Source organism: Duffyella sp. Ts4 (assembly GCF_051851875.1).
Lineage (GTDB): Bacteria > Pseudomonadota > Gammaproteobacteria > Enterobacterales > Enterobacteriaceae > Duffyella > Duffyella gerundensis.
In genome coordinates this window covers 64,706-76,711 of record NZ_JBLYPN010000003.1, presented here as the reverse complement: position 1 = coordinate 76,711, position 12,006 = coordinate 64,706, and the positions used below count along the sequence as shown (strand labels likewise).

General features: G+C 59.2%; 8 protein-coding genes. 6 read left to right on the top strand and 2 right to left on the bottom strand.

Annotated features, from left to right (window positions below; all coding sequences use genetic code 11):
- Positions 1-8: 8 nt before the first annotated feature.
- Entirely contained in the window at positions 9-1,217 is a 1,209-nt protein-coding gene (locus tag ACJY2L_RS05735) for an MFS transporter (protein ID WP_439213167.1), read from the bottom strand.
- A gap of 185 nt (positions 1,218-1,402) precedes the next feature.
- The gene (locus ACJY2L_RS05730; protein ID WP_439213166.1) at positions 1,403-2,605 is read right to left on the bottom strand and encodes an MFS transporter; all 1,203 of its coding nucleotides are present in this window, start codon (positions 2,603-2,605) and stop codon (positions 1,403-1,405) included.
- 137 nt (positions 2,606-2,742) lie between these two features.
- Between ACJY2L_RS05730 and ACJY2L_RS05725 the strand changes: the two genes are divergently transcribed.
- The 6 genes from ACJY2L_RS05725 to ACJY2L_RS05700 all read left to right on the top strand — a co-directional run bounded on the left by ACJY2L_RS05725 (position 2,743) and on the right by ACJY2L_RS05700 (position 11,920).
- Positions 2,743-4,485 carry an IucA/IucC family protein gene (locus ACJY2L_RS05725; protein ID WP_439213165.1) on the top strand — a complete coding sequence of 581 codons (1,743 nt, stop codon included), beginning with the start codon at positions 2,743-2,745 and terminating at the stop codon, positions 4,483-4,485.
- Positions 4,485-5,432 carry a GNAT family N-acetyltransferase gene (locus tag ACJY2L_RS05720; protein ID WP_439213496.1) on the top strand — a complete coding sequence of 316 codons (948 nt, stop codon included), beginning with the start codon at positions 4,485-4,487 and terminating at the stop codon, positions 5,430-5,432. Before ACJY2L_RS05725 ends, ACJY2L_RS05720 begins: the two co-directional genes overlap by 1 nt.
- Positions 5,429-7,174, top strand: coding sequence for an aerobactin synthase IucC (gene iucC / locus ACJY2L_RS05715; RefSeq protein WP_439213164.1), 1,746 nt, complete (start codon positions 5,429-5,431; stop codon positions 7,172-7,174). The genes ACJY2L_RS05720 and iucC overlap by 4 nt, the downstream gene beginning before the upstream one ends.
- Positions 7,171-8,493, top strand: a complete 1,323-nt coding sequence (locus ACJY2L_RS05710) for a lysine N(6)-hydroxylase/L-ornithine N(5)-oxygenase family protein (protein ID WP_439213163.1) — start codon at positions 7,171-7,173, stop codon at positions 8,491-8,493. Before iucC ends, ACJY2L_RS05710 begins: the two co-directional genes overlap by 4 nt.
- A gap of 25 nt (positions 8,494-8,518) precedes the next feature.
- Entirely contained in the window at positions 8,519-10,711 is a 2,193-nt protein-coding gene (locus tag ACJY2L_RS05705) for a TonB-dependent siderophore receptor (protein ID WP_439213162.1), read from the top strand.
- A 255-nt stretch (positions 10,712-10,966) separates the two neighbouring features.
- Positions 10,967-11,920, top strand: a complete 954-nt coding sequence (locus ACJY2L_RS05700; RefSeq protein ID WP_439213161.1) for an aminoimidazole riboside kinase — start codon at positions 10,967-10,969, stop codon at positions 11,918-11,920.
- The last annotated feature ends 86 nt before the right edge of the window (positions 11,921-12,006 follow it).

Sequence of the window (12,006 nt, the reverse complement as noted above, 5' to 3'; positions counted from 1 at the left end):
CCGCGGCCTTATTCTGGCTGGTGGATCGCTTCCTGATGGCCGCGTCCCGCCAGCGACCAGAGCAGTAGCGCCGCCAGGGCAATCACGCCCAGCACGGCGAACGCCACGCTGTAAGAATAGCGAGTGGCAATAGCGCCGGTTAATGCCGGGCTAAAGGCAGCACCCGCGCCCATCATAAACATCACCACGCTCTGCCCGGCATTAACGTGCCCGGTGCCGCGCAGCAGTTTCACCACGTAGCCAGGCACCGCCACGCCTAAAATTCCGGCGGCAACGCCGTCCAGCACCTGCACCGGAATCACCGATATCGGTTCAGAAAACCACGCTGCCAGGGCCGCTCGCACCGGCAGTACCAGCAGCGCGATCATAATCAATCCGCGATAGCCGACCTTTTCGGCGCGTGCCGAGGTAAACAGCGCCACCGGGATCATCACGCATTGCGAAATCACTACCGTCGCGGCGGCGTACAAACCAGGGTTAATGGCGTCAGAACCGGAAGCGGTGACGCGCATGCTCAGCATTGGCAGCAGCGCGGCATTCGCCAGATGAAACAGCAGCAGCGTCAAGCCGGTGACGGCCAGCACCGGGTTTTTCGCCAGAATCGACAGGCGCGGCACCGCCTGCTCTTTTGCACCACTTTCCAGCCCGCGCGCCGCGTGGTGATCGATATCCTGCTCACGAATCGCCGAGACTGCCAGTGCGGCCAGCACCGCCATGCCGGTCATTAAAATAAAGATTGAACCGGTTCCCCAGTACCAGCTTGCCCCACCCGCCAGCAGCGCGGCGGTCATGTTGCCGCCGTGGTTAAAGGCTTCGTTTCGCCCCATCTGCCGATTGAAACCGGACTGACCGGCAACCCCCAACGTGATACCCGCCACTGCTGGCCCAATAAAGGCGGCGGAGATGCCGGTGACGACCTGCGACAGGCCTGCTGCCCACGCCTGATGGTTAAACCACAGCAGCAGTGTGGCCGCGGTGATCAGCACGCAGCCAGCGATAATCAGCAGCCGCTTACGCAGCGTGGCGTCCACCACGATGCCCGCCGGAATGGTCACCAGCAGCCCGGCGATGCCGCCCGCGCTCATCACTAGACCGATATCATCCGCTTGCCACTGGTGCTGGGTAAGAAAAATCCCGAGAAAAGGGCCTAATCCGTCGCGAACGTCGGCTAAAAAGAAACTCATCAGGCAAATAGCCTGTAGTGAGCGTAACGGCATGATCGGCTCCCGGCGAGGTTGATGTCTGCAACAGCGCGCATGCGCTGCCGTCTGGTTTGTTTTAATCATTGCAGAAAAACCAACATGTTGGGTGGCGTTAAAGTAACGAATTGAAACTACAGCGGCGCAGGGCAGAAAAGCGTAGCCGCCAGGCAGGCGGCTGAAAAGGGGCAATCAGGCGGTGCTTAGAGCGTGGCTCGCCCGCGCAGCTGAATAAACAGCGTGGTTAGCAGGAAAGCCAGCGATAACATCAGCGCGCTGGCAATCAAGCTATCTTCGCCCGCATAGCGTGCCACCAGCGGCACCAGCAGGGCGCTGATGCCATAGCCCAGCGTATGACCCGCTGCGATCAGCCCGGCGCCTTTGCCGGAAGAGAGCCGATCGGTTAGCAGCAGTTGATAGGCGGGCGTCGCCATGGCGGTGCCAAACGAGGCGATGGCACAACCGGCGTAAAACAGCAGCAGCGAAGGCTGGCACATCACGATCATTCCGCCTGACATCACCAGCGCTGCTACCAGCAGCAGCCGGAGCGGCAACAGCCTTTGCGGGCGCACCACCAGCAGCTGTGCTAACAGCGTGCTGGCCGCCGCCACCGACAGCAGCAGCGCCACGTGATGGCTGATGGCGGTGGTGCTGAGCTGAGAGATCGCGTGCAGGCGCGGCGCCAGGCCGAGTTGCATCAGGCTGACGGCCGCCGCCAGCAACAGCGCGCAGCCCAGAAAAGGCAGTAGTTGCAGGCTGAAGCGCGCCGTCACTGTGCTCTGTTCTGCGCTGGCGGGAGCGGCGTGCTGCGGCAGAATCACCAGCAGCGCGCCGAGCGGTGCCAGCGCCATCAGCCAGATCGGGGCGAACGGGTTCAGTGCCAGCAGCCCAGCGGCGGCCAGTGGGCCAAGTAATCGCCCCAGGCTCAGGCCGGTGCTGATGGTCGCCAGCGCTGCCATGCGACCTTCCAGCCCGGCGCGCTGCAACGACCAGACCTGACAGGCGGGCACCATGCCCGACACCGTCACGCCGTAAATAATGCGCGCCGCAATCAGCAAAGCGAGACCGCTGGCTCTGGCATGCGGCAACGCCGCCAGCAGGGCAATGCCTGCGCCTAACACCACAAAACTGAGGATATAGCCGAGCAGCGCGGCCATCACGACCGGCTTGGCACCGCGTTTTTCAATCTGCTTGCCCCACCACGGGGAAGAGGGTAGAAACAGCATGGAACCCAGCGTCAGCAGGGCAGCCCAGCTGGCCAGCGAGAGATGCGTCACGGTGACCAGCACCGGCAGTGAGACCAGCAAACCGTTTTGACCAATGCCCAAAAGCCCGGCGCAAAATGCCAGCGACCAGTTCGAACGCGCTGGCTGCTCTGTTTTAAGTCGAGAAAGGAGAGTCAACATGATTTGTAAGGATTCTGTTAAGTTATTTCAGCGTTTGGTAAGCCTGGTGCAACAGAATATTGCAAATATTGTTGCCAATGTAAAACAAATGCTTATCATAACGAGAATCATTATCATCATTGGTCCTGGGTATGCTTATGAGTTCTCTATCCGAGCAGATGTCCGTTGATATCGCCGCACAATGCTTCCTTAACGCGCTGATGCGCGAAACCAACGACTGGCAGTTACGCCACGCAGCCGACGGCAGCGCAGGCTCACAGTTGGTGATCCCGCTCGACGATCGCCGCCACATTGAAATCACGCTGCGCTACGTCTCACCGACGCAACATCACCACTATCACTTTCCCGCGCGGCTGTGCCGCGATGACGACAGCACCGGACAGCCGCTGGACTTCGCTGCGCTGACCACGCTGCTGCTGGAGAAGCCCGGCGTTTCCGGCGAGTTAGCCCCGGCGGTGATAACACGCTTTAACCAGCGCGTGCAGGAGAGCCATCGCAACACCTGGCAGGCAATTGCGGCGCGTCCTGACTGGTCACGCCTGCGCGATCGCCCGCTGAATTTTGGCGAGGCAGAGCAGGCGCTGCTGGCGGGACACGCATTTCATCCGGCCCCTAAATCCCATGAGCCGTTCAGCGATGCCGAAGCGCGCCGTTATCTGCCCGAGTTTGCTTCTGCTTTCCCGTTGCGCTGGTTTGCCATTGCCCGCGAGCAGCTGGCGGGCGAGAGCCTTAACCTGACGCTGCCGCAGCGCCTGATTCGGCTGGTGAGCGAAAGCGCGCCCGCACTGCTGACACACCTTGATGACGATACCGCATTGCTGCCGATGCATCCGTGGCAGGCAAGCCATCTGCTCAAACAGCCGTGGTGTCAACGGCTGATGGCCAGCGGCAAGCTGCGTGATCTGGGCGAGGCGGGAGAAAGCTGGTTGCCGACCAGCTCATCGCGCGCCATCTATTTTGCCCACGGCAGCGACATGCTGAAGTTTTCGCTGAGCGTTCGCCTGACCAATTCGCTGCGCACGCTGTCGGTGAAAGAGGTTAAACGCGGCATGCGGCTGGCGCGGCTGGCGACCACCCGTGAATGGCAGGGCCTGCAACTGCGCCATCCCACCCTGCGCGTGATGCAGGAAGATGGCTGGGCGGGCATCAAAGATGAGCACGGCGTGGTGCAGGAAGAGAGCCTGCTCGCCTTCCGCGTCAACCTGCTGAAAGCGCAGCCTGAGGCGCAAACCAACGTGCTGGTGTCGTTGACGCAGGCCGCACCGGACGGTGGCGATAGTCTGCTGACCGCAGCCGTGCGGCGACTGGCCAAACGATTGAGCCTGACGCCACAACAGGCAGCGCATTGCTGGTTGCAGGCCTATTGCGAACAGGTTCTGGTGCCGCTGTTCCGCATCGAAGCGGATTACGGCGTGGCGCTGCTCGCGCATCAGCAAAATATTCTGGTCGAGATGCAGCAGGATCTGCCGGTGGGCATGATCTACCGCGATTGCCAGGGCAGTGCGTTCACCGCCAGCGCACAGGCCTGGCTGGAGAAATACCGCGAGGCTGACGCGGAAAATCGCTTCAGTGAGCAGCAGCTGCTGCGCTACTTCCCCTATTACCTGCTGATGAATTCAACCCTCGCGGTCACCGCCGCACTGGCCGCCGCGGGATTCGACAGCGAAGCCGCCTGCAATCAACGGGTGCGCGACGCGCTGGCCGCGCTGCGTCAGCAGGTGAACGATCGCACCTGCCTCGACTTCGTATTGGACAGCCGCTACTGGCAGTGCAAAGGCAACTTCTTCTGCTATCTGCACGATCACAACGAGAACACCATTGTCGATCCGGCGGTGATCTATTTCGATTTTGCTAATCCCCTTTATTCAGGAGTGAAATGATGTCAGCGGCTCATATTGTCCATCGCGACGGCGGCTTTTACTGCGAGAAAATCGGGCAGCCATTGACCTGTGGTTTTGGCCTTGATGGCAGCGCGACCCTGGCACGCCCGGCGCAGGTGCCGAACGGCTGGCTGGTGGATGCCATCGACCAACTGTTGGTGGCCGCACCGCAGCTCAGCGGCGTGCAGCTGCCGTGGGCGAGCTGGCAGCAGGATGCCGACGCGCAGCAGCTGTTTGCGCTGGCGCAGGGCGATTATCTGGCGCGTGAGCGTTTCTGGCAGCTGCCGCTGTGGTTGCAAGGCGAGCAGTCGGTGGCAAGCGGCGCGATGCAATATGACGATGCGCGCCAGCTGTTTTATCCGCAGCGTCCCCGGCGGCCAGAGGGCGAAGTCTATCGCCGCTACGATGCGCAGTGTCGGCGCACGTTGAGCTTCCGCGTGGCGGATATCGCTGAAGACGCCGAACGCTTCACCCGCTGGATGAACTCACCCCGCGTGAATGCCTTTTGGGAGATGGCCGGGCCGCAGGAAGAGCAGGAAAAACATCTGCGCGCGCAGCTCGATTCCGTCTACTGCTATCCGCTGATTGGCTGCTTTGACGATGAGCCGTTTGGCTATTTTGAAGTTTACTGGGCGGCGGAAGATCGCATTGGTCGTCACTTTCGCTGGCAGCCGTTCGATCGCGGCCTGCATATGCTGGTTGGCGAGGAGAAATGGCGCGGTGCGCACTTCATACGTAGCTGGCTGCGTGGCTTAACCCACTATCTTTTCCTCAATGAACCGCGCACCGAACGCGTGGTCGCTGAGCCGCGCTATGACAATCAGCGCCTGTTCCGTCATCTGCCGCTGGCCGGTTACCAGACGCTGAAAGAGTTCGATTTCCCGCACAAACGTTCCCGGTTGGTGATGAGTACCCGCCAACGCTTTTTCAGCGAGGTGGGACTATGAAGCTGGCGCTGTGGCAGCGGGTTAACCGCGAAATGGTCGCTAAAATCCTCGCCGAGCTGGAATATGAGCGGGCATTAACGGCAAGCGAAACGGCAGCGGGCGAATGGGCGATCGCCGTGCAGGATGAGACCTGGCACTTTGCCGCCACGCGCGGCATCTGGGGCTGGTTGCATATCGATCCCACCACGCTTTCCACCCGCAGCGGCGCGGAAGTAGAGGCGGAACGCACCCTGCGCCAGCTGGCGGAATTGCTGAAGATGAGCGATGCGCAAACGGCTGAACATCTGGAAGATCTCTACGCCACGCTGCGCGGTGATATGCAGTTGCTGGAAGCGCGCGAACAGCTGGATGCCGGTGCGCTGATTGCGCTGGATCCGGATGAGTTGCAGTGTTTGCTCAGCGGCCATCCGAAATTCATCTTTAACAAAGGCCGTCGCGGCTGGGGCGTGGATGCACTGCGCGCCTATGCGCCGGAATATCGCGGCCGTTTTCGCCTGCACTGGATTGCGGTGCGCCGCGATCTGCTGGTCTGGAGCAGCGATGATGCCTGCGATCTCGATGCGCTGCTGAGCAGCGCCATGAATCACGACGAACGCCAGCGTTTTCAGCAGCACTGGACGGCGTGCCAGCTGAACGATAACTGGCTGCCGGTGCCGCTGCATCCATGGCAGTGGCAGCAAAAAATCGCGCTGCATTTTCTGCCGCAGCTGGCGCGTGGCGAAATGGTTGAGTTGGGCGAATTTGGCGATGACTATCTCGCACAGCAGTCGTTGCGTACGCTGACCAACGTCAGTCGCGTGGTGCCGTATGACATCAAGCTGCCGCTGACCATCTACAACACCTCCTGCTATCGCGGCATTCCGGGCAAATATATCGCCGCCGGTCCGCTGGCCTCGCGCTGGCTGCAGCAGCAGTTTGCCGCTGACGCCACGCTGCGTGCCACCGGCGCACATATTCTTGGTGAGCCCGCTGCCGGTTATCTTTCCCACGACGGTTACGCCGCGCTGCCCGGCGCGCCGTATCGCTATCAGGAGATGCTGGGTGTGATCTGGCGCGAAAATCCCTCCTGCTATCTGCAAGCGGGCGAGCAGGCGGTGTTAATGGCTGCGCTGATGGAAACCGATAATGCCGGACGGCCGCTGATTGACGCCTGGATCGCTGAGTCCGGTCTGTCTGCCGAAGCGTGGCTCAGCCAGCTGTTTAGCGCAGTGGTGATTTCGTTTTACCACCTGATGTGCCGCTACGGCGTGGCGCTGATCGCCCACGGCCAAAACGTCACGCTGATCATGAAAGATCACATTCCGCAGCGCATTTTACTCAAGGATTTTCAGGGCGATATGCGCCTGGTCGATCAGGATTTCCCGGAGGCCGCGTCGCTGCCGCCTGAGGTAAAAGCCGTTACCGCGCGCCTGAGCGCGGATTACCTGATTCACGATCTGCAAACCGGCCATTTTGTTACCGTGCTGCGCTTTATTTCGCGGCTGACCCAGCGCTGCGGCGTCAGTGAAACGCGCTTTTATCAGCTGCTGGCCAGCGTCATTGACAACTACATGGCACAGCATCCTGAGCTGGCCGCGCGCTTTGCGCTGTTCGATCTGTTTAAGCCGCAGATTATTCGCGTGGTGCTTAATCCGGTCAAACTCACCTTTTCTGAGCAGGATGGCGGCAGCCGTATGTTGCCGAACTACTTAACCGATCTGGATAATCCCCTCTATCTCGTTACCCGGGAGTCAGTAGCATGAAGACTTACGATTTTATCGGCATTGGCATTGGTCCTTTCAACCTCAGCGTTGCCGCGCTGGCTGAAAACATCGAAGGCTTCAGCTCGCTGTTCCTCGAACGCAAGCCGCATTTCGCCTGGCATCCGGGCATGATGGTGCCCGATTGCTATATGCAAACCAGCTTCCTGAAGGATCTGGTCAGTGCGGTCGATCCCACTAACCGTTACAGCTTCGTTAACTATCTGGTAAAGCGGAAAAAGTTTTACCGCTTTTTGACCACCGAGCAGCGTACCGTGTCACGCGAGGAGTTCGCTGACTATCTGTGCTGGGCCGCCGACGGCCTGAGCAACCTCGCCTTTGGTCAGGCGGTGGAGCAGGTGACCTTTGATGACGACGCCAAACTGTTTGATGTGAAAACCTCGCAGGGCCATTACCGCGCGCGCCACGTTTGTCTCGGCATCGGCAAGCAAATCAACCTGCCTTCGTGCGTCACCGAACGCAGCGACCGTTGTTTCCACGCCAGCGAAATGATGCTGCGCACGCCGGCGCTGGGCGGCAAGCGCGTCACTATCGTGGGCGGCGGCCAGAGCGGCGCAGACCTGTTCCTGAATATTTTTCGCGGTGAATGGGGCCAGCCAGCCTCACTGAACTGGGTGTCGCGTCGCAATAACTACAACGCGCTGGATGAAGCGGCGTTCGCTAACGAATATTTCACGCCGGAATACCTCGAAAGCTTCTCCTCACTGGATGAGAAAGTGCGTCATCGCCTGCTGAATGAGCAGCGCATGACCTCTGACGGCATCACGCAGGAATCGCTTCTGGCAATTTACCGTGCGATGTATCACAAATTTGAAGTGTTGCGCGAAAAACCCTGGGCGCATTTGTTACCCTCCCGCTCCGTTACGGCAGTGACGCCGGTGGGCGATGCGCAACGGTTGACGCTGCAACACTGTCTGGATGATGGCGAAGAGCAACTCGACGCCGACGTGGTGATTTTTGCCACGGGTTATCAGGCGGCACGCCCGGCGTTTTTGGCGCCGGTGGCGCACCGTCTGCATGTTGATGACGATGAAGGTTTCCAGGTGAACACCGACTTCACGCTGAACTGGGACGGCCCGCAGCAGAACAGCCTGTTTGCCGTTAACGCCGGTATGCACAGCCTGGGCATCGCTGAACCGCAGCTGAGCCTGATGGCGTGGCGCGCGGCGCGCATCCTCAATCGCGCGCACAGCAGCGAGCCTTTTGAGTTAGCCACCACGCCAGGCGTGATCCAGTGGCGCAGCCAGCCCGATGCCGCCAGTCATGAACGTTCCGCTTTAACACAAACGATGCAGTTTTAAGAACCATACTGGGAAAATAATCATAATGAAGCGTCCACATCTTTGGGTTTTAAATCCTTGTTTACTGGCCATTCTGGCGGGGAGCGGCTGGAGTGCCGCCGCCGCGCAGAGCGATGAGCTGGTGGTCTCGGCCAGCCGCTCGCACCGCAGCGTGGCCGATATGGCGCAAACCACCTGGGTGCTGGAACAGGCAGATATTGAGCAGCAGGTGCAGGGTGGCAAAGAGCTGAAAGAAGTGCTGGCTCAGCTGATTCCGGGCATGGACGTCAGCAGCCAGGGCCGTACCAACTACGGCATGAACATGCGTGGACGCTCAATGATGGTGATGGTGGACGGCGTACGGCTGAACTCCTCGCGCAGCGACAGCCGTCAGCTTGACGCCATCGATCCCTTTAATATTGAACGCATCGAAGTAATTTCCGGCGCCACCTCGCTGTACGGCGGTGGCAGCACCGGTGGCCTGATCAATATCGTCACCAAAAAAGGCCAGTCAGAGAAGCAGGTTGAGTTTCAGACCGGCGCTAAAAGTGGCTTCAACAGCCATAACGATCACGATGAGAGCGTGGCAGCCGCGGTCAGCGGCGGCACCGATAAAGCCTCTGGTCGCGTGTCGGCCTCATATCAGCGCTACGGCGGCTGGTATGACGGCAAAGGCAACGAGTCGATCATTGATAACACGCAAACCGGCCTGCAATATTCCGATCGTATCGATCTTATGGGCACCGGCACGCTGAATATCGATGATAATCAGCAGCTTCAGCTGACTACCCAGTATTACAAAAGCGAATCAGACGGCAAACACGGGCTTTATCTCGGTGAGAACTTTTCCGCCGTGACCGGCTCGGGCGATGCCTACAACTCGGCCAGGCTGAACTCCGATCGTCTGCCGGGTACCGAACGTCATCTGATTAACCTGCAATATTCCAACACCGATTTTCTCGGTCAGGATCTGGTGGCACAGGTTTACTATCGCGATGAAAGCCTGACCTTTTATCCGTTCCCGACCCTCAGCGCCGGGCGCGTTAGCAGCATCGGCGCATCGCAGCAGAAAACCGATTTCTACGGCGGCAAGCTGACCTTAAACAGCAAGCCGGTGGACGATTTGACGCTGACCTACGGTGTCGATGCCGATCATGAGAGTTTTGACGCGAATCAGCAGTTTTTCGATCTGCGTAAAGCGTCGCAGAGCGGCGGCATGGAGCTGGATAACGCCTATAACGTTGGCCGCTATCCGGGCTACAGCATCACCAACCTGGCGCCGTTCCTGCAGAGCAGCTACGACATCGATGCCATTACGCTGAGCGGTGGCGTGCGCTATCAGTACACGGAAAACAAGGTCGATGACTTTGTGGGTTATACACAGCAGCAGGCGATCGCCACTGGCCGCGCAACCTCCGCCGACGCCGTACCGGGCGGCAGCACCGACTACAAAAACCTGCTGTTCAACGCCGGTATTCTGGGCCGTCTGACCGAGCGCCAGCAGCTGTGGTTTAACTTCTCGCAGGGCTTTGAAATCCCGGACCTGGCGAAGTATTACGGCTCGGGTAACTACCAGCTCAGCAACGGCAACTATCGCCTGCTGAACAGCGTTAACGTGAACGACTCAAAGCTCGACGGCATCAAAGTTGATGCCTATGAGCTGGGCTGGCGCTACCTCGGTGATAATCTGCACACCCAGCTGGCGGCTTATTACTCGCTGTCTGACAAAACCATCAATATCAATAAAAGCGACATGACCATCAATCTTGACGATGACAAACGCCGCATTTACGGGATTGAAGGCCAGGTCGATTACTTCTTTAACGACAGCGAATGGAGCACCGGCAGCAACTTCAACGTGATCAAGTCGGAGACGCAGCTGGATGGCAAATGGGAAAAACTCACCGTCGACAGCGCCAGCCCGTCAAAAGTCAGCGCATGGGTTAACTGGGCACCGGGTGACTGGGCGCTGCGTCTGCAGAGCACACAAACCTTTGACGTGTCCGATGCCGACGGCAAAAAAATCAACGGCTACAACACCGTCGATTTCCTCGGCAGCTACGCCTTGCCGGTCGGCAAAGTTAGCTTCAGCGTGGAAAATCTGCTGGATAAGGATTACACCACGGTGTGGGGACAGCGCGCGCCGGGCCTTTACAGTCCAACCTACGGCGACGCCGGTCTGTACACCTATAAAGGCCGCGGACGCACCTTTGGCATGAACTACTCCGTCGTATTCTGATACTGACAATCTGCAGCGGGCCACGCCTGAAATGGAGCGTGCCCGTTTTTTTATGCTGCAGGCTCACTGTTTTTCACGCTGCAACGCGCGTTGCGGCCTCCTCGCGTGCCTTCCTCTGCACGCGCTGCCAGACCAAATCTTCCCTTTCGGTAACGTCTGAAGTGCCGTTGGCATCACGTTACGCAACATCCCACTTGTGAATAGTAGCTAAAACGGTTTAGCTTATGGTTATAACTTGTTATTGGATAATCAATCATGAAAAAAATATGGGTGTTGGGTGATGCCGTAATCGATCTGCTGCCGGAAGGTGAAATGACCCTGCGGCAGTGTCCTGGCGGTGCGCCTGCCAACGTGGCGGTCGGCGTGGCACGCCTGGGCGGCAACAGCGGCTTTATCGGCTGCGTGGGCAGCGATCCTTTTGGTGTCAGCCTGCGCGACGTGCTGAACCACGAAGGGGTGGATACCCGTCAGCTCTTTTTGCTGCCCGATCAGCGCACCTCCACCGTTCTGGTGGGCCTCGATCAGCAGGGCGAACGCAGCTTTACTTTTATGGTGCGTCCCAGCGCCGACCTGTTTGTCACTGCTGAACATTTGCCGCACTTTGCCAGCGGTGAAATCCTGCATTATTGCTCGATAGCGCTGTCGGCGGAGCCGTCACGCAGCACGGTGCTCAACGCCGTGGAGCAGATACACGCCGCGGGCGGCTGGGTCAGCTTCGACCCCAATATTCGTGAAGATATGTGGCCCGACCGGGCGGAAATGTTGGCGACCATTGCAGACGCGCTGGCCAGTGCCGACGTGATCAAGCTCTCGCTGGAAGAGCTGTGGTTGCTTAGCGATCATGAGGATACCGACACCGCGCTGGGGCGGTTTACCGAACGTTTTCAACCCAGGTTGCTGCTGATTACGCAGGGCAAAGCGGGCGTTACGCTATGGCAGCAGGGCGAGCGTCGTGATTTTCAGGCGCCGGAAGTGCAACCGGTGGATACCACCGGCGCGGGCGACGCCTTTGTCGCCGGTTTACTGGCGGGTATCACCCTCAGTGAGCACAATCTTGACCAACGCCTGCCAGACGCGGTGATCGCGCTGGCGCAGCACTGCGGTGCATTAGCCACCACAGCCAAGGGAGCGATGACCGCACTGCCGAAACGCGAGGCGCTTGAGCACAAAATTGTTATGCCGCTCACAAATACGACGTCAGCCTGGTAAATCTGATTGCTCATTCACAGTGGGTTTCCATATTCTCTTTGCAAAACCGGTTTAGCAAAACGGAAACCCCTGTGGAGAATGATGAT

Bases quoted from the DNA above. Each gene is read 5' to 3' on its own strand.
- ACJY2L_RS05720 (WP_439213496.1), top strand. From the start codon at position 4,485: ATGTCAGCGGCTCATATTGTCCATCGCGACGGCGGCTTTTACTGCGAG.
- ACJY2L_RS05725 (WP_439213165.1), top strand. From the start codon at position 2,743: ATGAGTTCTCTATCCGAGCAGATGTCCGTTGATATCGCCGCACAATGC.
- iucC (WP_439213164.1), top strand. From the start codon at position 5,429: ATGAAGCTGGCGCTGTGGCAGCGGGTTAACCGCGAAATGGTCGCTAAA.
- ACJY2L_RS05710 (WP_439213163.1), top strand. From the start codon at position 7,171: ATGAAGACTTACGATTTTATCGGCATTGGCATTGGTCCTTTCAACCTC.
- ACJY2L_RS05705 (WP_439213162.1), top strand. From the start codon at position 8,519: ATGAAGCGTCCACATCTTTGGGTTTTAAATCCTTGTTTACTGGCCATT.
- ACJY2L_RS05730 (WP_439213166.1), bottom strand. From the start codon at position 2,605: ATGTTGACTCTCCTTTCTCGACTTAAAACAGAGCAGCCAGCGCGTTCG.
- ACJY2L_RS05700 (WP_439213161.1), top strand. From the start codon at position 10,967: ATGAAAAAAATATGGGTGTTGGGTGATGCCGTAATCGATCTGCTGCCG.
- ACJY2L_RS05735 (WP_439213167.1), bottom strand. From the start codon at position 1,217: ATGCCGTTACGCTCACTACAGGCTATTTGCCTGATGAGTTTCTTTTTA.